The organism is Pantoea graminicola, assembly GCF_048452665.1.
GTDB lineage: Bacteria > Pseudomonadota > Gammaproteobacteria > Enterobacterales > Enterobacteriaceae > Pantoea.
Map to the genome: position 1 here is coordinate 304,535 of NZ_JBLWSJ010000002.1, position 23,154 is coordinate 327,688.

20 protein-coding genes are annotated in these 23,154 nt (G+C 56.7%); 10 read left to right on the forward strand and 10 right to left on the reverse strand.

What is annotated here, in order from left to right; genetic code table 11:
- Positions 1-37: 37 nt before the first annotated feature.
- The gene (gene ahpF, locus ACNY69_RS05475; RefSeq protein ID WP_111138777.1) at positions 38-1,606 is read right to left on the reverse strand and encodes an alkyl hydroperoxide reductase subunit F; all 1,569 of its coding nucleotides are present in this window, start codon (positions 1,604-1,606) and stop codon (positions 38-40) included.
- A gap of 71 nt (positions 1,607-1,677) precedes the next feature.
- On the reverse strand, positions 1,678-2,241 hold the full coding sequence (gene ahpC, locus ACNY69_RS05480; protein WP_111138776.1) for an alkyl hydroperoxide reductase subunit C: 564 nt from the start codon (positions 2,239-2,241) through the stop codon (positions 1,678-1,680).
- A gap of 236 nt (positions 2,242-2,477) precedes the next feature.
- On the opposite strand from ahpC, the gene ACNY69_RS05485 reads away from it, so the two are divergent.
- Positions 2,478-2,933, forward strand: coding sequence for a GNAT family N-acetyltransferase (locus ACNY69_RS05485; protein WP_111138775.1), 456 nt, complete (start codon positions 2,478-2,480; stop codon positions 2,931-2,933).
- On the opposite strand, the gene apbC is transcribed toward ACNY69_RS05485, so the two are convergent.
- Positions 2,930-4,042, reverse strand: coding sequence for an iron-sulfur cluster carrier protein ApbC (apbC, locus tag ACNY69_RS05490; RefSeq protein WP_111138774.1), 1,113 nt, complete (start codon positions 4,040-4,042; stop codon positions 2,930-2,932). The genes ACNY69_RS05485 and apbC overlap by 4 nt on opposite strands.
- Positions 4,043-4,219: 177 nt before the next feature.
- Between apbC and metG the strand changes: the two genes are divergently transcribed.
- The 6 genes from metG (at position 4,220) to sanA (ending at position 11,361) form a co-directional block, all read left to right on the forward strand.
- Positions 4,220-6,253, forward strand: a complete 2,034-nt coding sequence (gene metG / locus ACNY69_RS05495; protein WP_111138773.1) for a methionine--tRNA ligase — start codon at positions 4,220-4,222, stop codon at positions 6,251-6,253.
- 197 nt (positions 6,254-6,450) lie between these two features.
- A complete protein-coding gene (locus tag ACNY69_RS05500) occupies positions 6,451-6,843 on the forward strand; it encodes a CidA/LrgA family protein (RefSeq protein ID WP_111138772.1) in 393 nt (130 codons plus the stop codon).
- Entirely contained in the window at positions 6,836-7,528 is a 693-nt protein-coding gene (locus ACNY69_RS05505; RefSeq protein ID WP_111138771.1) for a CidB/LrgB family autolysis modulator, read from the forward strand. Before ACNY69_RS05500 ends, ACNY69_RS05505 begins: the two co-directional genes overlap by 8 nt.
- A 120-nt stretch (positions 7,529-7,648) precedes the next feature.
- On the forward strand, positions 7,649-8,539 hold the full coding sequence (gene cdd, locus ACNY69_RS05510; protein WP_111138770.1) for a cytidine deaminase: 891 nt from the start codon (positions 7,649-7,651) through the stop codon (positions 8,537-8,539).
- A gap of 268 nt (positions 8,540-8,807) precedes the next feature.
- On the forward strand, positions 8,808-10,505 hold the full coding sequence (locus tag ACNY69_RS05515; RefSeq protein WP_111138769.1) for an NAD-dependent malic enzyme: 1,698 nt from the start codon (positions 8,808-8,810) through the stop codon (positions 10,503-10,505).
- 136 nt (positions 10,506-10,641) lie between these two features.
- Positions 10,642-11,361, forward strand: a complete 720-nt coding sequence (gene sanA, locus ACNY69_RS05520; RefSeq protein WP_111138768.1) for an outer membrane permeability protein SanA — start codon at positions 10,642-10,644, stop codon at positions 11,359-11,361.
- Positions 11,362-11,732: 371 nt separating this feature from the next.
- Here sanA and mglC read toward each other — a convergent pair whose 3' ends face one another.
- The 7 genes from mglC to ACNY69_RS05555 all read right to left on the reverse strand — a co-directional run bounded on the left by mglC (position 11,733) and on the right by ACNY69_RS05555 (position 19,975).
- A complete protein-coding gene (gene mglC, locus ACNY69_RS05525; RefSeq protein WP_111138767.1) occupies positions 11,733-12,743 on the reverse strand; it encodes a galactose/methyl galactoside ABC transporter permease MglC in 1,011 nt (336 codons plus the stop codon).
- Between the two features lie 19 nt (positions 12,744-12,762).
- Positions 12,763-14,283, reverse strand: coding sequence for a galactose/methyl galactoside ABC transporter ATP-binding protein MglA (mglA, locus tag ACNY69_RS05530; protein WP_111138766.1), 1,521 nt, complete (start codon positions 14,281-14,283; stop codon positions 12,763-12,765).
- A gap of 68 nt (positions 14,284-14,351) precedes the next feature.
- The gene (mglB, locus tag ACNY69_RS05535) at positions 14,352-15,347 is read right to left on the reverse strand and encodes a galactose/glucose ABC transporter substrate-binding protein MglB (RefSeq protein WP_111138765.1); all 996 of its coding nucleotides are present in this window, start codon (positions 15,345-15,347) and stop codon (positions 14,352-14,354) included.
- A 310-nt stretch (positions 15,348-15,657) separates the two neighbouring features.
- The gene (galS, locus tag ACNY69_RS05540) at positions 15,658-16,698 is read right to left on the reverse strand and encodes an HTH-type transcriptional regulator GalS (protein ID WP_111138764.1); all 1,041 of its coding nucleotides are present in this window, start codon (positions 16,696-16,698) and stop codon (positions 15,658-15,660) included.
- A gap of 147 nt (positions 16,699-16,845) precedes the next feature.
- On the reverse strand, positions 16,846-18,006 hold the full coding sequence (yeiB, locus tag ACNY69_RS05545; RefSeq protein ID WP_111138763.1) for a DUF418 domain-containing protein YeiB: 1,161 nt from the start codon (positions 18,004-18,006) through the stop codon (positions 16,846-16,848).
- Positions 18,007-18,056: 50 nt separating this feature from the next.
- Positions 18,057-18,722: a GTP cyclohydrolase I FolE gene (gene folE / locus ACNY69_RS05550; protein WP_111138762.1), complete on the reverse strand. Its 666-nt coding sequence runs from the start codon at positions 18,720-18,722 to the stop codon at positions 18,057-18,059.
- Positions 18,723-18,847: 125 nt separating this feature from the next.
- Entirely contained in the window at positions 18,848-19,975 is a 1,128-nt protein-coding gene (locus ACNY69_RS05555; RefSeq protein WP_111138761.1) for a YbfB/YjiJ family MFS transporter, read from the reverse strand.
- A gap of 117 nt (positions 19,976-20,092) precedes the next feature.
- On the opposite strand from ACNY69_RS05555, the gene ptrR reads away from it, so the two are divergent.
- From ptrR to fghA, 3 genes are all read left to right on the forward strand, one after another.
- Positions 20,093-21,004, forward strand: a complete 912-nt coding sequence (gene ptrR, locus ACNY69_RS05560; protein ID WP_293771886.1) for a putrescine utilization regulator PtrR — start codon at positions 20,093-20,095, stop codon at positions 21,002-21,004.
- Between the two features lie 100 nt (positions 21,005-21,104).
- Positions 21,105-22,229, forward strand: a complete 1,125-nt coding sequence (locus ACNY69_RS05565; protein ID WP_313653984.1) for an S-(hydroxymethyl)glutathione dehydrogenase/class III alcohol dehydrogenase — start codon at positions 21,105-21,107, stop codon at positions 22,227-22,229.
- A 12-nt stretch (positions 22,230-22,241) separates the two neighbouring features.
- Entirely contained in the window at positions 22,242-23,084 is an 843-nt protein-coding gene (gene fghA, locus ACNY69_RS05570) for an S-formylglutathione hydrolase (RefSeq protein WP_111138758.1), read from the forward strand.
- The last annotated feature ends 70 nt before the right edge of the window (positions 23,085-23,154 follow it).

A 23,154-nucleotide genomic window follows, 5' to 3' on the forward strand; every position in this document is an offset into this window, starting at 1 on the left:
CGGTCGCGATGACGGGAGGCTTTCAGTCTGCGGCAGATTACTCTGCCGACTGGGTCCGAATCAGATAGTCAAACGCACTCAGCGAGGCTTTTGCACCTTCACCGCTGGCGATAATAATCTGCTTGTACGGTACGGTGGTGCAGTCACCTGCCGCGAATACGCCTTTCAGGCTGGTTTCGCATTTAGCATCGATGATGATCTCACCCATCTTATTGCGCTCAACCGCCCCTTCCAGCCACGGGGTATTCGGCAGCAGACCAATCTGGACGAAGATACCGGAGAGCGCCAGCTCACGGGTTGTCTGCGTGGTGCGGTCAATGTAGTTCAGACCGGTAACTTTGCTGCCGTCACCTTTGACTTCGGTGGTCTGTGCATTCAGGATCACATCGACGTTTTTCAGGCTGCGCAGTTTATCCTGCAGCACTTTGTCGGCGCGCATCTCACCGGCAAACTCCAGCAGCGTAACGTGTTCGACGATGCCCGCCAGGTCGATAGCCGCTTCCACACCGGAGTTACCGCCACCGATAACTGCCGTGCGCTTGCCTTTGAACAGCGGGCCATCGCAGTGCGGGCAGTAAGTCACGCCTTTGGTGCGGTACTCTTCTTCGCCCGGCACGCCCATGTTACGCCAGCGTGCGCCTGTCGCCAGGATGATGCTGCGCGATTTCAGCACGGCACCTGATGCCGTTTCGATGGCGTGCATGCCGCCCTCTTTCACGGCCGGGATCAGCTTAATCGCGCTCTGGCTCTCAATTACATCGACGTTGTAATCATCAACGTGAGCGCGCAGTGAACCCGCCAGTTTTGCCCCTTCAGTTTTCGGCACGGAGATATAGTTTTCGATATCGACCGTGTCCAGCACCTGGCCGCCGAAGCGTTCGCCCAGCAGGCCGGTACGGATCCCTTTACGTGCCGAGTAGATAGCAGCAGCAGCGCCCGCCGGGCCGCTGCCGACAATCAGCACGTCATAAGCGTCACGCTTGTTCAGTTCGTCGGCCGCACGTTTGTCAGCATTGGTATCGACTTTGCTGACAATCTCCGCCAGGCTCATACGGCCCTGGCCAAACTCTTTGCCGTTGAGGAAAACAGCTGGCACGCCCATAACGTTTCGTTCCTGAATCTCGTTCTGGAACAGGCCACCGTCGATCGCGGTGTGGCTGATGCGCGGGTTAATCACCGCCATCAGGTTCAGCGCCTGAACGACGTCAGGGCAGTTATGGCATGAGAGCGAATAGTAGGTTTCGAAGTGGAAGTCACTGTCCAGCGCTGCGATCTGATCCAGCAGGCTCTGTGCTTCTTTCGACGGATGCCCACCGGTCTGTAACAGGGCCAGCACCAGTGAGGTAAATTCGTGACCCAGTGGCGAACCGGCAAAACGCGGGCCACTGTTCGAACCTGGGTTCGTGATCAGGAAAGAGGGCTTGCGCACCTGACGATCGTTCTCTTCGCGGAAGCTGACTTTGTCAGACAGTTCAGCGATATCAACCAACAGTTCACGGATCTCGGTTGATTTTGCGCCCTCATCCAGGGTGGCAATCAACTCAACAGGTTTTGTTAATTTCTCAAGGTAAGCCCTGAGCTGTGTTTTCAGATTAGTGTCGAGCATAGTGATATCCTGGTCAAAAAATCGGGTGCCGCAGCACCCGATTGGAGAATGGTCGAAAGGCCGAAGCGGAATTAGATTTTACCAACCAGGTCCAGAGATGGCGCCAGGGTAGCATCACCTTCTTTCCATTTTGCCGGGCATACTTCACCTGGGTGTGAAGCCACGTACTGAGCCGCTTTCACTTTACGCAGCAGGTCAGAGGCGTCACGGCCAATGCCTTCAGCGGTGATTTCGATAGCCTGGATAACGCCTTCCGGGTCAACGATGAACGTACCACGGTCAGCCAGACCTTCGTCTTCACGCATGATTTCGAAGTTACGGGTCAGCGCGCCAGTCGGGTCACCGATCATCGCATATTTAATTTTTGCGATGGTGTCAGAAGAACCGTGCCAGGCTTTGTGGGTAAAGTGGGTATCAGTCGAAACGGAGTAGATATCTACGCCCAGTTTCTGGAACTCTTCGTAGTGATCAGCCACGTCGCCCAGTTCGGTCGGGCAGACGAAGGTGAAGTCAGCTGGATAGAAGAAGAACACACTCCATTTACCTTCAACGTCTTTCTCGGTTACGTCGATGAATTCGCCGTTTTTAAATGCTGCGTTTTTGAACGGCTTGATTTTGGTATTGATAATAGACATCTGGTGGCCTCCGTTAAAATATGTGATGCAGGTTACATAATTTCCGGGCCAACATCTAATATGCAGACGTTATCAATCTGATTAACGAAAGCTATCAAACGCTGAAAGCCTCATGCTCTCTGGCCCGGCAGGCAGTGTACAGCGATTTCCCTGACATGAAACCCGCTTTATCCTCTGCAACCCTTTCCGCGAATCGCTGCTAATTTTGTAAGACCCGATGATAAAGGAGCTGACTTGTGGAGATTCGTCCGTTTACTGAAGCCGATCGTCCCTTTTTGCGTACGCTTTTCCTGGCGGCACGCCGGCATAACTGGCACTGGCTGGACGGCAGCGAGTGGCAACTGGAAGATTTCGATGAGGTAATCCTGGGGGAAACCGTGCTGGTCGCCGAAACGGACGGGCGGCGTACCGGCTTTGCCGGCCTGCTGGAGAACGATAATTTTCTGCACAGCCTCTATGTGGATCCTGACTGGCAGGGGCGCGGCATCGGCAGCGCCCTGCTCAGGGCGGCCGAGGCGCATTTTACCTCCACCGGCGCGCTGAAGTGCCTGCTGAAGAACACCGCAGCGCAGGCTTTCTACCTGAAACATGGCTGGAAGAAGATTTCGCAGGGGGAAGGCGAGCACGGCGGCTATGTCTTAATGCACTACCCGCTGGCCTCGCACTCTGCCAGCGGGTCGGGTCGGACTTAGAGCGCGCGGAACGCGATATCGCCCGGGATGACCTCGCCCTGCCAGTAGAGCTGTGCGGCGACCCGTCCGGCCAGCTGGCGATAGAGCGTGGTGAACTCGCTTTCCGGTCGGCGGATGACCGTCGGCTGCCCCTCATCGAGATCTTCACGCAGATCGATGTGCAGCGGTAGTTGTGCCAGAAGCTGCGTCTGATAATCCCTGACCAGTTTTTCGGCGCCGCCGGTGCCGAAAATCGGCTCGTGGAAACCACACTGGCTGCAGATATGCATGCTCATGTTTTCCACCACCCCCAGCACCGGCACGTTGACCTTTTCAAACATCACCAGCCCTTTGCGGGCATCGATCAGCGCGATGTCCTGCGGCGTCGTCACCACCAGCGCGCCCGTAACCGGCACATTCTGCGCCAGCGTCAGCTGAATGTCGCCGGTGCCCGGCGGCATATCCAGGACCAGATAATCCAGCTCCGGCCACAGGGTTTCGTTCAGCAGCTGCATCAGGGCTTTGCTGGCCATCGGCCCACGCCACACCATCGCGTTGTCATCCGTGACCAGATAGCCGATCGAGTTTGTCGCCAGTCCATGCGCCATAATCGGGGCCATATGGGTGCCATCCGGCGAGGTAGGCCGCTGGTCCTGAGTGCCGAGCATGTCCGGCACCGACGGGCCATAGATATCGGCGTCGAGAATACCGACCCGCGCCCCTTCTGCGGCCAGGGCCAGCGCCATGTTGACGGCGGTGCTGGATTTGCCGACGCCGCCTTTGCCGGAGCTGACCGCGATGATGTTTTTGACGCCGTTCACGCCAGGCTGATTTTTTACCCGCTTCAGGGTGGCAATTTCATGGCTGAGCCGCCAGTCGATGGCGCGTGCGCCCGTCTGACGCAGCAGCTCGGCGCTGACCTGCTCTTTCAGCGCGTCAAAGCCGCTGGCCCAGGCAAACGGCATCAGCAGTTCCACATGCAGCGTTCCGTCGAGCTGCGCCACATGATGCAGCGCCTTCAGGGCGGTGAGATTCTGTTTAAGGGTCGGATGCTCAAAGCTTCTTAATACGCCCGCGACAATGGCGCGCAGCCCTTCTGGCGTATGCGTTTCCCGGGATTGTGCTGTCATCCCCTGCTCCTTATTTCTGCTCTGCTTACGCTGTGTCTCAGCGAGGTAATCTCAATGATATCAGATGCACTTCGGTTCGCGGCGACTGGCGGGGGTGAATCCCTTGTGTTTACGCCGGAGAAGCCTTCAGTTACCATCTAAGCCCGTTTTTTCAATCAACAGAAAGCTACGCAAACTATGACTCAAGTCGCTAAAAAAATACTGGTAACGTGCGCACTGCCTTACGCAAACGGATCAATCCATCTCGGCCACATGCTCGAGCATATTCAGGCAGACATTTGGGTGCGTTATCAGCGAATGCGTGGCAATCAGGTCTTTTTCATCTGCGCCGATGATGCGCACGGCACGCCTATCATGCTGAAAGCCCAGCAGATGGGAATTGCACCGGAGCAGATGATCGCCGAAATGAAAAGCGAGCATGAAGCGGACTTTGCCGGTTTCGATATCAGCTACGACAACTATCACTCGACCCACGGCGACGAGAACCGTGAGCTGGCCGGGCTGATCTACGGACGTCTGAAAGAGAACGGTTTTATTAAGAACCGCACCATTTCCCAGCTCTACGATCCGGAAAAAGGGATGTTCCTGCCGGACCGTTTTGTGAAAGGCACCTGCCCGAAATGTAAAGCGGCCGATCAGTATGGCGATAACTGCGAAGTGTGCGGCGCGACCTACAGCCCGACCGAACTGATTGAGCCGAAATCGGTGGTCTCTGGCGCGACGCCGGAGATGCGTGATTCCGAGCACTTCTTCTTTGATCTGCCGTCGTTCAGCGCGATGCTGCAGGCCTGGACCCGTTCGGGTGCGCTGCAGGATCAGGTGGCGAACAAGATGCAGGAGTGGTTCGAATCCGGCCTGCAGCAGTGGGATATCTCCCGCGATGCGCCTTACTTCGGCTTCGAAATTCCGGACGCGCCAGGCAAATATTTCTACGTCTGGCTGGATGCGCCTATCGGTTACATGGGCTCGTTCAAGAACCTGTGCGACAAACGTGGCGACATCGACTTCGACGAGTTCTGGCGCAAAGACTCCACTACCGAGCTCTATCACTTTATCGGTAAAGACATCGTCTATTTCCACAGCCTGTTCTGGCCAGCGATGCTGGAAGGCAGCAACTTCCGCAAGCCAAACAACCTGTTCGTACACGGCTATGTCACCGTCAACGGTGCCAAAATGTCGAAGTCGCGCGGCACCTTTATTAAAGCCAGCACCTGGCTGCAGCATCTGGATGCCGACAGCCTGCGTTACTACTATGCGGCGAAGCTCTCTTCCCGTATCGACGACATCGACCTTAACCTGGAAGATTTCGTGCAGCGCGTGAATGCCGACATCGTCAATAAAGTGGTTAACCTGGCGTCGCGTAACGCCGGTTTCATCACCAAACGCTTCGACGGCAAGCTGGCCTCTGAGCTGGCCGATCCGGCGCTCTATCAGACCTTTGTTGAGGCTTCTGAGAAGATTGGCGAAGCCTGGGCAAGCCGTGAGTACAGCCGCGCTATCCGCGAGATCATGACGCTGGCCGACCTGGCAAACCGTTATGTCGATGAGCAGGCTCCGTGGGTGGTGGCGAAGCAGGAAGGCCGCGATGCCGATCTGCAGGCGATCTGCTCAATGGGCATCAACCTGTTCCGCATTCTGATGACCTGGCTGAAGCCGGTGCTGCCTTCACTGAGCGCCCGTGCAGAGAGCTTCCTGAACACCGAACTGAGCTGGGATGCGATTGCACAGCCACTGCTCGATCATCAGGTTGCGCCGTTTAAAGCACTCTACAGTCGCATTGAGATGGCGAAGGTAGAGGGGCTGATTGAAGCGTCGAAAGAGGATGCTGCCGCCGCGAATGCGCCAGCCGTCACCGGTCCGCTGGCAGACGCGCCAATTGGTGACACCATCACCATTGATGACTTTGCCAAAGTGGATATGCGCGTTGCCCTGATTGAGCAGGCGGAACTGGTTGAAGGGTCAGACAAACTGCTGCGTCTGCAACTCGACCTGGGCGGTGAGAAGCGCCAGATTTTCTCCGGCATCCGCGCGGCCTACCCGGACCCGTCTGTGCTGGTCGGTAAGATGACCATCATCGTGGCGAACCTCGCGCCGCGTAAAATGCGCTTCGGTATCTCTGAAGGTATGGTGCTCTCCGCCGGACCGGGCGGCAAAGATCTGTTTGTGCTTTCCGTAGACAGCGGTGCCGTTCCGGGCATGCCGGTTAAGTAAGCCGCTGCACGCCGCCGCGTAAACCACGGTGACGTATTGTCCTGACCCTTTGCGTCTCCCGCAGGCGCAAAGGGTCACTCTCTTCCTCTGCGCACAATCTTCGTTCTTCTGTCTGTCACCCTGCCCTGTAAATGTGATCGCTAGCACGCTAAGCGGTTAATGCGTATGATGATACGCAGTAAAAACAGGAGCCTGCCATGCGCACCCTACTCTCTGTCTGCGGCCGATATCTTCGCGCCTTTATCATTATCTATCTCTGCCTGTACGCCGGCATCGGCCTCGCCGCCCTGCTGCCGATTAAACTGCCCGGCAGTATTCTGGGCATGCTGATCCTGTTCGCACTGCTGGCCTCACAGATCCTGCCGGTAAACTGGGTTAAACCGGGCTGCCATCTGCTGATTCGCTATATGGCGCTGCTGTTTGTGCCAATCAGCGTCGGGGTGATGAGCTACACCGATATTCTGAGCGCCCAGTTCGGGCCTATCGTCATCTCCTGTGTCGTCAGCACGTTTCTGGTGCTCTCGATTGTGGGTGTCAGCGCCCAGCATCTGCACAGCCGCCGCCCGGCAGGAGACGCCGACGATGAGTGAAATATGGTGGTCGCTGCCGCTGACGCTGGCCGCCTTTTTCCTGGCGCGCAGGCTGGCAATCTGGCTGAAAATTTCGCTGCTTAACCCGCTGCTGGTGGCGATGGCGATTATTATTCCGATCCTGCTGCTGCTGCATCTGCCCTATTCGCGCTATTTCGCGGGCAGCCAGATTCTCAATCAGCTCCTGCAGCCCGCCGTGGTGGCGCTGGCGCTGCCGCTGTATGAGCAGATGCACCAGATTCGTGCCCGCTGGAAATCCATTATCGGCGTCTGCTTTATCGGCAGCCTCACCGCCATGACCTCCGGCACCGCCATTGCCCTGTGGCTCGGCGCGACGCCCGAAATTGCCGCCACGATTGTCCCCAAATCAGTGACCACGCCTATCGCGATGGCCGTCTCTGGATCGCTGCATGGCATTCCCGCCATCAGTGCGATCTGCGTGCTGATCGCCGGTGTGCTGGGCGCAGTCTTCGGACATATGGTGCTGAATCTGCTCGGCGTGAAATCGAAAGCAGCACGAGGACTGGCAATCGGCAACGCCTCGCATGCGCTCGGCACGGCGCGCGCCGCCGAACTGGACTTTCAGGAAGGGGCCTTCAGCTCGCTGGCGCTGGTGATCTGCGGGATTATCACCTCACTTCTGGCACCGTTTATTTTCCCGCTGTTGCTGCACAGCTTAAGCTGAAAGTTTGCGAGAGATCTCGCAAAGTTGAAACATGCAACGCAGGTTACATTGTCAGAGCGATGTAGATCACATATAAACCGTTGACCGGCATATCGCCCTGCTGACTTTAATGAGGCTCACATGCAATCCCGTTTCCTCTCTGCGTTTGAGGCATTGCCGTCAACGCTGCAGACCGCACTCGCTCCCCTGCTGAACGATCCCGATTTTCAGGCGGTGCTCAGCGCCGACCAGGTCGCCCTGCTGCAGCAACAGACCCGGATGGAAGCCGATGCCCTGGCGCTGGCGCTGCTGCCGCTGGCGGCCGCCTGTGCGGTTGCCACGGTCTCCCATTTCAACGTCGGCGCGATCGCCCGTGGCGTGAGCGGCAACTGGTACTTCGGGGCCAATATGGAGTTTGTCGGCACCCCTATGCAGCAGACGGTGCACGCCGAGCAGAGCGCCATTACGCACGCATGGCTGCGGGGTGAACGCCAGATAGAAACCATCACCGTGAATTACACGCCGTGTGGCCACTGCCGTCAGTTCATGAACGAGCTGAACAGCGGCACCACCATTCGGATCAGCCTGCCGCAACGTGCGGTCAGTACGCTGGCCGACTATCTGCCGGATGCGTTTGGCCCGCGTGATCTCGATATCACCACCTTCCTGATGGATGAGGTGGATCATGGTTATAAAGCCGCAGGCGACGAGCTGGTGCAGGCGGCGGTGGCCGCAGCCAATACCAGCCACGCGCCTTACAGTCAGTCACACGCAGGCGTGGCGCTCCTGACTGAAAACGGCACGATCGTCGCCGGTCGCTATGCCGAAAACGCGGCGTTTAACCCGAGCTTTCCCCCGCTTCAGGCGGCGCTGGTCCTGCTGAATATGCAGGGTGGCGATGTGCATCAGATAAAAAAAGCGGTACTGGCGGAAGCAGAAAATGCCACGTTAAGCCAGTTCGCCGCCACACAGGCGACGCTTGAGACATTTGGTTGCCGTGAGCTGCTACAGGTGACGCTGCACAAAGCATAACCCGCTGCCAGCGCGGCCACACTTTTGTGAGCTTTTATGAAAAAACGCTGTATTTCTGTGGGAAATTTCATAGGATCTGGCGCCAGAATTCACGTCATTACAAATTACTCTGAATAATTCAGGTTGCGGGATGGCAGCACGGTCGTGAATTTTTCGGCAGCGGCACGCTGCCGTTGCCGGGCCTGCAGTCTGAACTATGAGAAGTAAAAAAACTGGCGCTACCTGTCCGGCGTGACGCCAGACAACACTGCAACCGGAGCATCACTGCATGGAACTCGAATACGAAAGTAAACGCCCGCTGTATATCCCTTATGCTGGCCCGATTTTGCTGGAATTTCCCCTTCTGAACAAAGGCAGCGCCTTTACCCTCGAAGAACGTAACGAATTTAACCTCAACGGTCTGCTGCCAGAAGCGGTGGAGTCGATCGAAGAGCAGGCGAAGCGCGCCTGGCGTCAGTTCCAGGACTTCAAAAACAATAACGATAAGCATGTCTACCTGCGAAACATTCAGGACACCAACGAAACGCTGTTCTACCGCCTGCTGGATAACCATCTCGAAGAGATGATGCCGATTATCTACACGCCGACCGTCGGCGCTGCCTGTGAACACTTCTCTGAAATCTACCGCCGTGCGCGTGGGGTTTTCATCTCCTACCCTAACCGCGACCGCATCGAAGACATGCTGCAGAACGCCACCAAACAGAATGTGAAGGTGATTGTGGTCACCGACGGTGAGCGTATCCTGGGCCTCGGCGACCAGGGCATCGGCGGCATGGGTATCCCGATCGGTAAGCTCTCGCTCTATACCGCCTGTGGCGGCATCAGCCCGGCGTACACCCTGCCGGTGGTGCTGGATGTCGGCACCAATAACCAGCAGCTGCTGAACGATCCGCTCTATATGGGATGGCGTCATCCGCGCATCACTGGCGAAGAGTATGACGCGTTCGTGAACGAGTTTATCCAGGCCGTGAAACGCCGCTGGCCGAAAGTGCTGCTGCAGTTTGAAGATTTTGCCCAGAAGAACGCCATGCCGCTGCTGAACCGCTATCGCGATGAAGTCTGCTGCTTCAACGATGACATTCAGGGCACCGCCGCCGTGACCGTGGGAACGCTGATCGCCGCCAGTCGCGCCGCCGGAAGCCGCCTGTGTGAGCAGAAAGTGGTGTTCCTGGGAGCCGGTTCCGCCGGTTGTGGCATCGCGGAACAGATCATCGCGCAGATGAAGTCTGAAGGTCTGAGTGATGATGAAGCACGCAGCCGCGTTCTTATGGTGGATCGCTTTGGTCTGCTCACGGACAAACTGCCGAACCTGCTCGATTTCCAGAGCAAGCTGGTGCAGAAGAGCGAAAGCCTGCAGGACTGGGATGTCACCAACGACTCTATCTCACTGCTGGATGTGGTGCGCAATGCCAGACCGGATATCCTGATTGGCGTCTCCGGCCAGCCGGGCCTGTTCACCGAAGAGATTATCCGCGAGATGCACAAGCACTGTAGCCGCCCTATCGTGATGCCGTTGTCGAACCCGACATCACGCGTGGAAGCCACACCTGCCGATATCATTGCCTGGACCGACGGTGCTGCACTGGTTGCCACTGGCAGCCCGTTCTCACCGGTGAGCTGGAATGGTAAAACCTACCCGATTGCGCAGTGCAACAACTCCTATATCTTCCCGGGTATTGGTCTGGGCGTGATCGCATCGGGTGCCAGCCGCGTGACTGACACCATGCTGATGACCGCCAGCCGTGCGCTCGCCGACTGCTCGCCACTGGTGAACGAAGGTGAAGGTCCGGTTCTGCCGGAGATCAAAGATATTCAGGGCGTTTCGAAGATTATTGCGATGGAAGTGGGTAAAGCCGCGCAGCTGGCCGGCGTTGCCGTCGTAACTTCTGAAGATGTCTTGTCGCAGGCTATCGCCAATAACTTCTGGCTGCCGCAGTATCGTCATTATCGCCGTACGTCGATTTAATCTTCAGACTGCCGGATCGCTTTTCGATCCGGCAGTGTTCAAAAAGAGCACAGCCAGCCGCCGCTAACTTGCTTCGCTGCGACAGCTCAAGTAGCCTTGTCCCATCTCAAAATTCTGACATCGAGTCTCCAGGCGCATGCTGAAACGCGTTCTCATTGGTCTGCTTTTCATCATCTTACTGATGATGGCGACGGCGCTCGGCCTTGATCGCTGGATCAGCTGGAAAACTGCGCCCTTTATCTACGAGAATGTCGCCTCTTTGCCTCATCGTCAGGTTGGCGTGGTGCTGGGAACGGCGAAATATTATCGGACCGGCGTCATCAATCAGTATTATCTTTACCGCATACAGGGTGCGCTGAACGCCTATAACAGCGGCAGAATAAACTATCTGCTGTTGAGCGGCGATAACGCGCAGCAGAGCTACAACGAGCCAATGACCATGCGCCGCGATTTAATCAAGGCAGGGGTCGATCCGGCCGATATCGTGCTCGATTACGCTGGTTTCCGCACGCTCGATTCGATAGTGCGCACCCGCAAGGTATTCGACACCAACGACTTCATTATTATTACGCAGCGCTTCCACTGTGAGCGGGCCCTGTTTATTGCCCTGCAACTCGGTATTCAGGCGCAGTGCTACGCCGTGCCATCGCCAAAAAATATGCTTAGCGTACGCTTCCGTGAGGTCGGTGCCCGGCTGGGTGCGCTGGCGGATCTTTTCCTGCTGAAACGCGAGCCCCGCTTCCTGGGTCCGCTGGTGCCAATTCCTGCCGTGCGCGATGTGCCCGAAGATACGCAAAGTTATCCGGCAGTGACGCCGGAGCAGCTGCTGGAACTCGAGCAGAAGCTGCGCAAATAGCGACACAAAAGCAGTTCCGGCGCTGATGCGCAGAGCCCGGTAGTTCTCACCGCAATCAATAAGCTCAGCGCGCAGGGAACAGGTTCAGAAGAGGAAAGCGTCCCGCGTCAGTGACGACGCGGGCCGAGCGTGTCACGGATGACAGGTTTAGCGTCTTTCCGATCTGACCCTGTTCCCTGCGCCTGCCCCGTCTGACAGCGTCACCGCACAGCACTCCGCCTGAAACGAGCGGACCGGGCGCCTCACGGACTTGCTTAGCATCTTCTGAAGCCCTGCTGTTCCACTCGCTTACGCCATCTCACAGCATTACCCCCCTATCTGACCCATAAAAAAAGCGACCCGAAGGTCGCTTTCCTGTTGTTCGATCAGCCTTACTTCTTGCGCGAATACTTCAGTGAATCCAGCGCCACGGCGAAAATGATGATGCCGCCTTTGATAATGTACTGCCAGTAAGGGTTAACGCCGATATAGGTAAGACCGTAGTTGATTACGGTGAAGATCAACACACCGGTAACCACACCCGCCACGCTTCCCACACCACCGGCGAAGGAGACGCCGCCGACCACGCAGGCAGCAATCGCATCCAGCTCATACATAAAGCCGAGGTTGTTAGTCGCCGAACCGATACGACCCGCTTCCAGCATCCCGCCAAAGGCATAGAACACACCTGACAGCGCATAGATCATGATCAGGTTCAACGGCACGTTCACACCTGACACTTTCGCCGCTTCCGGGTTACCGCCGATAGCAAAAATGTTTTTGCCAAAGCGGGTTTTGTTCCACAGCACCCAGACGAAAACAATGGCAATCACGGCATAGAAGGTGATGAAGGAGAGTTTAAAATCACCGAAACGCAGGAAGCCCTGGGTGAATTTAGAGAACCCGGCATCAAAACCCGCAATCGGTGATGCACCCACAAAGTCGTAATAGAGAGAGTTGATACCATAAACGATGATCATGGTGCCCAGCGTGGTGATAAATGGCGTGACCTTCAGGTACGCGATAATCACACCGTTGACCAGACCAATCACCCCGCCGATGATGCACACGGTCAGGATAACCAGAGGGATTGGCACCGTATCCAGCGTCGGGAAGACCTTGTTGGCGTTATCCATCGCCTGCAACAGCGTTGCCGCAACCACCGCCGCCAGACCTACCTGACGACCGGCTGACAGGTCCGTACCCTGGGTCACGATCAGCCCTGCCACACCCAGTGCAATAATAATACGCACCGACGACTGAGTCAGGATATTACTCAGGTTCATTAAACTTAAGAATGAAGGATCCTGGAAAATAATAATAGCCAGCAATACCAGCAGAACGACATAAATGCCGCCCTCTTTTAACCAGGTTAGCGCATTCTTTTTTGTAGTCGCTTTCATGTTAACAGCCCTTGCTTCATTAAAGGTGTAATGACGCTAAACGCAATATTTCGTTCTGCGTGGTCGTTTTGGTATCAACTATGCCTGCCACCAGTCCGTTACTCATTACCAGAATACGGTCGGTAATGCCTAACAGCTCCGGCATTTCGGATGAGATAATAATGATGCCCTTCTCTTTTTTCGCCAGCTCAGCAATCAACTGGTAAATTTCGAATTTTGCCCCCACGTCAATACCGCGGGTAGGTTCATCAAGCATCAGGATTTCAGGCTGGGTCAATAACCAGCGGCCAATAATCACTTTTTGCTGGTTACCGCCCGAAAGCGAACCAATCTGGGTATGGTGGCCTGGCGTTTTTACCCGCATTGAATCTATCACCCACTGGGTATCACTCTTCATGCGTTTATTATCCAGCAGCCCCATACTGTTTTTATATTTTTTGATATTGGAAATAAGCGAGTTAAATCCAATGTCGAGGTAAGCATAAATACCGGTCGAACGGCGCTCTTCCGTCACCAGCGCAAAGCCGTGGTTAATGGCTTCATTGGCGCTGTGGTTATTAATCGGTTTGCCATGGAGTTTTATGGTGCCGCCCGACTTTTCGCGAATGCCAAACAGCGTTTCGACGATATCGGTACGTTTGGCGCCCACCAGCCCGGCAATGCCGAGGATCTCCCCTTTACGCAGATCAAATGAGATGTCGCGAATCGAAGGCTGACGCAGAGAGGTGAGATTACGCACCTCAAGAATCGTTTCACCCGGCACGTTGGTACGATCAGGGAAACGCTGATTCAGTGAACGGCCGACCATCATGGCGATGATCTTATCCATATCCAGCCCTTCCAGCGGCTGAGTGGCGATCCACTGACCATCGCGCAGAATCGTGATCTCATCACACAGCTGGAAAATCTCTTCCATCTTGTGCGAAATATAAACAATGCCACAGCCGCGATCTTTCAGCTTACGGATAATCGTGAACAGATGATTAACCTCTTTCTCGGTTAACGAGGAGGTCGGCTCATCCATAATCACAATTTTCGCGTCATAGGAGAACGCTTTGGCGATTTCAATCATCTGCATCTGTGAGACAGACAGATTGGCCACTTTGTCGCGCGGATCGATATCGATATCCAGCTCGTCAAAAATCGCTTTGGTATCCTGGTACATTTTATCCTGATCAACAAAGAATCCTTTGCGCGGATAACGTCCCAGCCACATGTTGTCCATGACCGTACGCTGCAGAACCAGGTTTAATTCCTGATGCACCATTGACACGCCATTTTCCAGCGCCTCTTTGGAACTTTTATAATCGATCTCATTACCCTGGAACAGAATACTGCCGGTATCTTTTTTATAAATACCAAACAGGCATTTTAATAAGGTGGATTTCCCGGCACCGTTCTCGCCCATTAATGCATGAACAGAGTGAGGCCGCACTTTTAAATTCACATTATCTAACGCTTTAACACCGGGAAATGATTTAGAGACATTCGTCATTTCCAGCAGATATTCTCGCTGCGCGGTCGTATTATCACTGGCCATAATTTACCTGGCTAAAAAACGGTGGTGACATAAAAAAGGCGCGACAGCGGTCGCGCCCGTAATCGATCTTATTTCTGGAACTGAGACAGGTTTTCTTTATCAACCGGCACGTAAGGAACGCGGACGATCTTATCAACCATCTTGAAGTTGGTTCCGTCAGTAGCGGCTTTGCCGTTTGCCAGGTTGTTGGCAATATCCAGCGTCGCTTTCGCCTGGTTTTCAGCATCGTTAAGCACGGTACCGGCCAGCGCACCGGATTTCACCAGCGCCAGGGCTTCTGGCAGGGCATCGACGCCGAAGACAGGAATAGAGGACATGTTATGCGCTTTCAGCGCTTCAACCGCACCCATCGCCATGGCGTCGTTGTTAGCAATCACCACTTCGATTTTCTTCGCGTTCGGGCCAGAGAGCCACGCATCCATCTTATCTTTAGCCTGCGCGGTGTCCCACATCGCCGTATCCATCGCTAACTGCTGCGTTTTCAGGCCATCTTTGTTCAGGGTGTCGATCACATATTTGGTACGGGCTTCCGCATCCGGGTGGCCTGGCTCGCCTTTCAGCAACACAAACTGGATGGTGCCATCTTTGTTCAGATCCCAGGCTGGCGTCGCTTTCCAGTGCTTCTCAATCAGCTTGCCCTGGATAATGCCGGACTCTTTAGAGTCAGTACCCACGTAATAGGCTTTGTCGTAACCGGCCAGCACTTTGGCATTCGGCTCTTTGTTGAAGAAGACAACCGGCACGTCGTTGGCACGCGCTTTATCCACCACCACCGCAGCAGCGGCCGGGTCAACCAGGTTAATCGCCAGTGCTTTCACGCCTTTAGCCATCAGCACGTCAATCTGGTCGTTCTGTTTAGACTGGTCATTCTGCGAGTCATTCATCAGCAACTGCACGCCACCGATGGTTTTCGCTTCTTTCTCGATATCTTTGCGCACCATTGACATGAAGTTGTCATCATATTTGTAAATGGTTACCCCGATGCGGGTATCAGCTGCGTGAGCGGTTGCGCCAAACATCATGCTGGCGACCAGGGCGGTAAGCGTGAAAACCTTCTTATTCATGGTATCTCCGGTTTTATTATGCAGGGTCTTTTTAGCGCTGCCGCGCAACCAGGCGGCAGACCAATCGGTAAAACAGACGGGCGCGCTGGCTAACGTAATAAGGGCGTTAAGCCTTTGAACGCCATCTCAAACCTGACTTCCCTGTGCCAGAATGCTTCCCTGAGGCGGGTGTAAACCCGATAACCGGCTACTGAGACCACAACTGATGCCGTTACACTGGCGTTACATAATGTTTCAGTCCGGTAAGACGCTGCCATCATAGTGAGGGCAATGTTAATTAACTGTGAATGTAATCACAGATTGAAAACGGTTACATGCCTGAATCGCCTGAATTAGTGACGGACTCCACATTTTGCCGCAGCGCCACCGAATGACGCCGCACCAGGGTCGGCATAAAGATGTGTGTTGCGGTGTCATCAAGCACGCCAGCCGCGCCCTGTAACGCCAGCTCAGTGGCGATTTTTGCCATAGAAATAATGGGATAGCGGACGGTGGTTAACTGCGGATCGGTGTAACGTGAGATAGGAATGTCATCAAAGCCAATGACAGAAAAATGCTGTGGCACCTGAATGCCGTTATCTTTCAGCGCAGTGAGCGCGCCCGCCGCCATGCCGTCGTTGTAGGCAAACACGGCAGTGAGATTCAGATTTCGTCCCAGCAGCTCCACCATCGCGGCTTCACCCCCCTGCATATCCGGCTCCGCGCTGGCGATCCAGCTCTCCTGAGGCCGGATGCCCTGCTCTGCCATCGCCTGCAGCCAGCCCTCGCGACGCTGTGCCACATCCTCGATAGGATGGCTGGAGCAGAGATAACCGATGCGGCTATGTCCCTGCTGTAACAGAGTGCGTGAGGCCATCAGTGCCCCGGTAACGTTATCAAGGCTGACGCTGCGATGTTCAAAGCCGGGGACGATGCGATTGATGACGACCATGCCCGGCACATGCTGCATAAACTCCGCCAGCTCCGCGTCCGGCAGGGTCTTGGCATGGACCACCAGGGCGCTGCAGCGCTGCCGAATCAGCACTTCGATCGCATGGCGCTCTTTCTCTTCCTGATGCCAGGAGTTGCTGATTAACACATGCTTATGGACGCGCTGCGCCACGGTATCTACCGCTTTCACCAGCGCCCCGAAGAAGGGATCGGAAACATCCATTACCACCACCCCGATTGTGTCGCTGACCTGCGTGGCCAGCGCCTGGGCGTTGGCATTGGGACGATAGCCCAGCGCTTCGACTGCCTGTAACACGGCGTCGCGGGTGTCAGAGGTCACGGCGTTGCTCTGATTAAGCACGCGCGACACGGTCGCTACGGATACGCCAGCCTGACGGGCAACATCACGGATTGTTATCATGCAGCAGTTCCAGAAAGGAAAAAGAGGGCATCACGCCGGGTTGTACACCGGCGCTATTTTGTCAGGGGCAGGCAATGTGCAGCGTGAATTGCGTCACATCAATGAAAACGGTTACATACAATTCTGTAACCTTTGTGATGGCGGTCATTATCCTGCGCGATCGGTGAGGCGCGATTTACCGGCGGAGAACAGCGTAAGCCGCCGCCACAGCCACTCCAGCGGACCCTGAGCGAAGAAATGTAACCAGATGAGTGAAAACAGGATATTGATGAGCCATATCAGTGGCACCATCATGACCAGTTCCAGCCGGGTAAAGTGCATATAGAGGTTAAAGCGATAAAAAAGCGTGGTGCAGATAAGTGACTGTAACAGATAGTTGGTCAGCGCCATGCGGCCAACACACTGGATGGCATGGCTGATACGCCAGCGCGCTATCTGCGGCCAGTAAGCCAGACAGAGCGCGGCATAGCCTAGGCTGATGAGCGGACTGGCGAGATCGCGCGGCGTCTGCAGATAGAAGCCGCTCCAGCGAAACTCCCAGTGTAACAGCCACTGCGCGGCCACCCCGGCAACCGCGATGGCGAATCCGGGCGTCAGCAGTCGTGCCGCCGCCTGGCGATAGTGCTGCGCGGAAAACTGACCGGTCAGCCAGCCGCTGCGTAATAGTGCGCCGCCGATCATCATCAGGCCCGCCAGCTGCCAGCCATACTGCGCCGCCAGCGCCATCAGCCCGGAAGAGAGATGGTCCAGCCGGTTCTGTACGGCTTCCCACCCGCCGGTGAGTTTCCAGTACTGTTCATATTGCAGATCGGCAGCGCCTGGCAGCCAGGAACGGGTCGGTTCGGGGTCGGAGATCGACCCGAACACCAGCAGCACGCCACAGCCCACCAGATAGAGCAGAATACCGGTATTCATCAGACTGCGGGTGGATGGAACGTCGCGCAACACCCGCCAGACCACCAGCCCGATCACACCGTAATCCAGCAGGATATCGCCCTCCCACAAAAAAACCGCATGCAGGAAACCGATTATCACCAGCAGTGAGAGCCTGGCCGTCAGCCAGCGGCTGCCACGCGGCAGCTGCAGCTGCAGACCCGCGCCAAACAGCAGGGCAAACAGGGTGAGGAATTTGAGCTGGGCGAAGGTGTCAGAGAGCGCCCAGGTCCAGGCATCGCTCAGGGTGACACTGCCCTGCCAGGCGGGATTGAGATAGGCGGCCGAGGGCAAGCCAAAGCCGACGATATTAAGCAGCAGAATGCCGAGAATGGCACAGCCACGAATGAAATCCAGCGCGTGATAGCGTTGCATGCGGCACCCTGCCCCAATGAGGCGGGCTACGTTATGCGCCCGCCGTAAATTCAACTATGGCGCACCGCGCGCAAAAATTCCTGGCGGGTATTCTGACTGGACTTAAACAGACCGCCCAGGGAGGTCGTGGTGGTGGCGCTGGTGGCATCTTTCACGCCACGCGCTTTCACACAGTAATGCACCGCATCAATGGAGACGGCGACATTATTGGTGCCCAGCAGCGTCTGCAGCGCGACCAGAACCTGCTGCGTCAGACGCTCCTGCACCTGCGGACGCTGGGCAAAGAACTGGACGATGCGGTTGATTTTCGACAGGCCAATCACCTTATCTTTCGGGATATAGGCGACGGTGGCTTTACCGTCGATGATCACAAAATGGTGTTCACAGGTGCTGGTCAGGGTGATGTCGCGCACGGTCACCATCTCATCAACCTTCATCTTATTTTCGATAACGGTGATTTTCGGGAAGTTGGCGTAGTCGAGACCGGAAAAGACCTCATCCACATACATTTTGGCGATGCGGTGTGGCGTTTCCATCAGGCTGTCATCTTCCAGATCCAGATTCAGCAGCTGCATGATCTCCGTCATGTGCCCGGCAATCAGGCTCTTACGCGTTTCGTCATCAATGTCGCGCGTCGGTGCACGTAACGGCGTTTCCAGTCCTCGCGCCAGCAGCGCTTCATGGACCAGGGCAGCTTCCTGACTTAAGGTGCTCATCGTACTCTTCTCCGGCTGGTGTTGCGCCCGCAAGCCTTTGCCAGCGGGCCCTGTAATCAGGCGCGTATTGTGAAACTTTCTTTGCGGGGAATCCAGCAATCAATCAGATTGGTGAAGAAAGCTTTTTATCCGGTTCGTCGCCAGACCAGCAGACCCGCCCAGACCAGGCTGATCCCGGCGACCCACAGGGCAGGCTCCAGCCGGTGCCAGAGGATGGCAGAGAGAAAGGAGAGCAGCGGCCCGGCCAGTTGGCCGATCGCATAGCCGGTGGTGAGCAGGCCCGCCATGTAGCGCAGATGGTCAGGTGCCAGTTCGCGGGCACAGAGCATTGAGAGCTGCACCACGCTGAGGAAGCCGCCGCCCACCAGCAACGCGCCTGCCAGCAGACCGCTGAAGCCTGGCAGCAGAGCCGCAGCAAAAACGCCCAGCGCCTGCGCCCAGAGCACCAGCGCCAGCCGGACGTGGCTGTGCCCCCATCGGCGTGTCAGGATCCCCAGCCCGATGCCGATCACCGCTGCGCCCCCAAAAACGGGCCAGACAAACTGCGCGAAGATGCCGTCAGGAAAGCGCGTGGCCGCCATCTGCGACAAAAAGGTGGCGGGCAGAATGTAGCCGAAGCCCGCCAGCGTGTAACTCGCGACCAGACGTTTAAGGTTGCGATCCAGCACCAGCGGTACAGGCGTCTGATCGGGGCGATGCAGTTCACCCGGACGCGGCAGATGTCGGGTGATGAGCGCGATCAGCAGCAGCGCCAGCGTACCGTAGGCGGCCCAGGCCACACCGGCAGAGACCTGCAGCGTATGCAGCAGCACGCCCAGCAGGCCGCTGACAAAAATGCCGCACCCTGGCCCGGCAAAAACGGCGGCCGACAGCCCTGCCCGCCCGTGACGATGCAGCTGTTCATTGCTCCAGGCCGCGACCAGCACCATCGCCCAGCCGCTGGCCCAGCCAATCAGAAAGCGGATTGCGCCATGCAGCCATGGCCCGCTGGCGAAGGCGGAAAGCAGGGTCAGGATCACTGCGCCCCACACGCCCGCCTGCAGCCGCAGCTCGACCCGTCTGTGCGCCCGCATCGCATCAAACGAGCCGCACAGATAGCCCAGATAGTTAAACGCGGCGACCAGGCTGGCGCTGGTAAGCGTCAGCTGGTGTGCCTGAATCATCAGCGGCACCTGGGGCGTAAAGGCAAAGCGGCCAATCCCCATAGCCACAAATAAAGTTAAAAACGCGCTGAGCGCGACGCGTAACGCCATTGCTGAACTCCTGCTGTGCTGCCCTGAGATCTCATCTGACTTGCTAACAGCATGCAGGATGACTAAACTCACGGAAAGTGAATATTATTAACCAACTTGTTTACAGGAAGAGAAGATATGGATCTGGTTCAGCTGCGTATGTTCTGTTCCGTCGCCGAAACGGGTTCACTGGCTCGCGCGGCAGAGCAGCTGCATCGCGTTCCCTCTAATCTCACCACGCGGCTGCGCCAGCTGGAAGAAGAATTAGGGGTGGATCTCTTTATTCGTGAGAAGCAGCGCATTCGCCTGTCGCCGATGGGCCATAATTTTCTCAACTATGCGCAGCGCATCCTGACACTGAGCGAAGAAGCGATGAGCATGACCCGCACCGGTAAACCGGCGGGCAACTTTGCGCTCGGCTCCATGGAGAGCACGGCAGCGACCCGTCTGCCCGGCCTGCTCGCCGCCTATCACCAGCGTTTTCCGGCGGTGGCGCTGTCGCTGATCACCGGCACCTCGGGCGAAATTATCGATCGGGTGCGTGAAGGCACCCTGGCCGCCGCACTGGTGGATGGCCCGGTCGCCCACGACGACCTGAATGGCTGTATCGCATTTCGTGAGGAGATGGTGCTGATCACCGGGCTCGACCATGCGCCGATTACCACAGCGCGCGACGTTCAGGGCGACACCCTGTTCGCCTTCCGCAACAGCTGCTCCTACCGGGTCAAGCTGGAAAGCTGGTATCGCGACAGCCAGACCGCGCCCGATAATGTGATGGAGATTCAGTCCTATCACGCCATGCTGGCCTGCGTGGCGGGCGGCGCCGGGGTCGCGATGATCCCGGCGTCGGTGCTGAAACAGATGGCGGATCGGTCGCGTGTGCAGGTCCACACGCTGCCTCCCGCTTACCGCGACACGGCCACCTGGCTGATGTGGCGACGCGACGCCTTTACGCCGAATGTTGAGGCGCTGAAGTATCTGATTATCGAACAGTTTGACGATCGTCCGCTCAATGATGAGCTGATGCATCCATTACAGGCGGCGGAATAAGCGTTCCGCGCTATGTTTAAGAGTCTGGCCCATCCGGCCCTGAATCATCACGACCACCCGGCGCGTCTGCGCGCCACAATCTGACTGGAAGAGGGATTGCATGAACATGATCAAAACCCGTGCCGCTGTTGCCTGGGCTGCTGGCGAACCGCTGAAAATCGAAGAAGTGGATTTGATGCCGCCGCAGAAAGGCGAAGTGCTGGTGCGTATTGTCGCGACCGGCGTCTGCCATACCGATGCCTATACCCTCTCCGGCACCGATCCGGAAGGCGTTTTCCCGGCGATCCTGGGCCATGAAGGTGGCGGCATCGTGGAAGCCGTGGGCGAAGGCGTGACCAGTGTGGAAGTGGGCGACCATGTGATCCCGCTCTATACGCCGGAATGTGGCAAATGTAAGTTCTGCCTGTCGGGCAAAACCAACCTCTGCCAGGCAATCCGCGCCACCCAGGGCAAAGGGCTGATGCCGGATGGCACTACCCGCTTCTTCAAAGATGGCAAACCGATTTTCCACTACATGGGCACCTCGACCTTCTCTGAATACACCGTCATCCCGGAGATCGCGCTGGCTAAAATCAGCAAAGAAGCGCCGCTGGAAGAGGTCTGTCTGCTGGGCTGCGGTGTCACCACCGGTATGGGCGCGGTGATGAACACCGCCAAGGTCAAAGAGGGTGACACCGTGGCGATCTTCGGTCTCGGCGGCATCGGTCTTTCCGCCGTGATCGGGGCGAAGATGGCGAAGGCGGGCCGCATCATCGCCATCGACCTTAACACCAGCAAATTCGATCTGGCGCGCAAGCTGGGTGCCACCGATCTGATCAACCCGAAAGATTACGATAAGCCGATTCAGGATGTGATTGTCGAGCTGACCGACGGCGGCGTGGACTTCTCATTTGAATGTATTGGTAACGTCAACGTGATGCGCTCGGCGCTGGAGTGCTGCCATAAAGGCTGGGGCGAGTCCGTGATTATCGGCGTTGCCGGTGCCGGTGAAGAGATCGCCACTCGTCCTTTCCAGCTGGTGACCGGTCGCGTCTGGCGTGGCTCCGCCTTTGGCGGCGTCAAGGGACGTTCGCAGCTGCCGGGCATCGTGCAGGATTATCTCGACGGCAAATTTGCGCTGAATGATTTCATCACCCATACCATGCCGCTGGAAGAGATCAACGACGCCTTTGATTTGATGCATGAAGGGAAATCAATTCGTTCGGTCGTGCATTTTAATAAGTAATCAGGAGGCGTTATGGCATCCACTCTGGAGCTACTGGAAGAACACCGTATCTTTGGCGGCTGGCAGCAGCGCTGGCGGCATCCGTCAGCGGTGCTGAACTGCCCGATGACCTTCAGCATCTATCTGCCCGATCCGCACGGTGATGCGCCGCCACCGGTCGTCTGGTTTCTGGCCGGGCTGACCTGCAACGATGAGAACTTTACCACCAAAGCGGGCGCGCAGCGGGTGGCGGCGGAGCTGGGTCTGGTGCTGATTATGCCGGACACCAGCCCGCGTGGCGAAGGGGTCGCAAATGATGAGGCTTACGATCTGGGCCAGGGGGCGGGGTTTTATCTCAACGCCACTCAGCAACCCTGGGCCAGCCATTTCCGCATGTTCGACTATCTGAGCAGCGAGCTGCCCGCCCTGATTGCGGATAACTTCAAGGTCAGTGAACGTCAGTCGATTATGGGGCACTCTATGGGCGGTCACGGCGCGCTGATGCTGGCGCTGCGTCTGGGCAACCGTTTCGCCTCGGCTTCTGCCTTTGCACCCATCGTCAATCCGATGCAGGTGCCCTGGGGGCAGAAAGCCTTTACGGCCTATCTGGGCGAGGATCGGGCGGCGTGGAGTGAGTATGACAGCTGCCAGCTGATGGCAGAGGTGTCACACCGGCTGCCGATGCTGATTGACCAGGGGGACAACGATCAGTTCCTGGCCGATCAGCTGCAGCCGGAGCGGTTAGAGGCGGTTGCCCGCGACGTGGGCTTCCCGCTGACCCTTCGTATTCAGCCGGGTTATGACCATAGCTACTTCTTCATTGCCAGCTTTGTGGAAGATCATCTGCGTTTCCATGCCCAGCATCTGCTGGTGTAGCTGACATTCAGGGCCGCATTAGCGGCCCTGAATTTTTACTGCGGGAGAGGATTAAGGTTACTGCCGCTCG

Bases quoted from the DNA above. Each gene is read 5' to 3' on its own strand.
- ahpF (WP_111138777.1), bottom strand. From the start codon at position 1,606: ATGCTCGACACTAATCTGAAAACACAGCTCAGGGCTTACCTTGAGAAA.
- ahpC (WP_111138776.1), bottom strand. From the start codon at position 2,241: ATGTCTATTATCAATACCAAAATCAAGCCGTTCAAAAACGCAGCATTT.
- apbC (WP_111138774.1), bottom strand. From the start codon at position 4,042: ATGACAGCACAATCCCGGGAAACGCATACGCCAGAAGGGCTGCGCGCC.
- metG (WP_111138773.1), top strand. From the start codon at position 4,220: ATGACTCAAGTCGCTAAAAAAATACTGGTAACGTGCGCACTGCCTTAC.
- ACNY69_RS05500 (WP_111138772.1), top strand. From the start codon at position 6,451: ATGCGCACCCTACTCTCTGTCTGCGGCCGATATCTTCGCGCCTTTATC.
- ACNY69_RS05505 (WP_111138771.1), top strand. From the start codon at position 6,836: ATGAGTGAAATATGGTGGTCGCTGCCGCTGACGCTGGCCGCCTTTTTC.
- cdd (WP_111138770.1), top strand. From the start codon at position 7,649: ATGCAATCCCGTTTCCTCTCTGCGTTTGAGGCATTGCCGTCAACGCTG.
- ACNY69_RS05515 (WP_111138769.1), top strand. From the start codon at position 8,808: ATGGAACTCGAATACGAAAGTAAACGCCCGCTGTATATCCCTTATGCT.
- sanA (WP_111138768.1), top strand. From the start codon at position 10,642: ATGCTGAAACGCGTTCTCATTGGTCTGCTTTTCATCATCTTACTGATG.
- mglC (WP_111138767.1), bottom strand. From the start codon at position 12,743: ATGAAAGCGACTACAAAAAAGAATGCGCTAACCTGGTTAAAAGAGGGC.
- mglA (WP_111138766.1), bottom strand. From the start codon at position 14,283: ATGGCCAGTGATAATACGACCGCGCAGCGAGAATATCTGCTGGAAATG.
- mglB (WP_111138765.1), bottom strand. From the start codon at position 15,347: ATGAATAAGAAGGTTTTCACGCTTACCGCCCTGGTCGCCAGCATGATG.
- galS (WP_111138764.1), bottom strand. From the start codon at position 16,698: ATGATAACAATCCGTGATGTTGCCCGTCAGGCTGGCGTATCCGTAGCG.
- yeiB (WP_111138763.1), bottom strand. From the start codon at position 18,006: ATGCAACGCTATCACGCGCTGGATTTCATTCGTGGCTGTGCCATTCTC.
- folE (WP_111138762.1), bottom strand. From the start codon at position 18,722: ATGAGCACCTTAAGTCAGGAAGCTGCCCTGGTCCATGAAGCGCTGCTG.
- ACNY69_RS05555 (WP_111138761.1), bottom strand. From the start codon at position 19,975: ATGGCGTTACGCGTCGCGCTCAGCGCGTTTTTAACTTTATTTGTGGCT.
- ptrR (WP_293771886.1), top strand. From the start codon at position 20,093: ATGGATCTGGTTCAGCTGCGTATGTTCTGTTCCGTCGCCGAAACGGGT.
- ACNY69_RS05565 (WP_313653984.1), top strand. From the start codon at position 21,105: ATGAACATGATCAAAACCCGTGCCGCTGTTGCCTGGGCTGCTGGCGAA.
- fghA (WP_111138758.1), top strand. From the start codon at position 22,242: ATGGCATCCACTCTGGAGCTACTGGAAGAACACCGTATCTTTGGCGGC.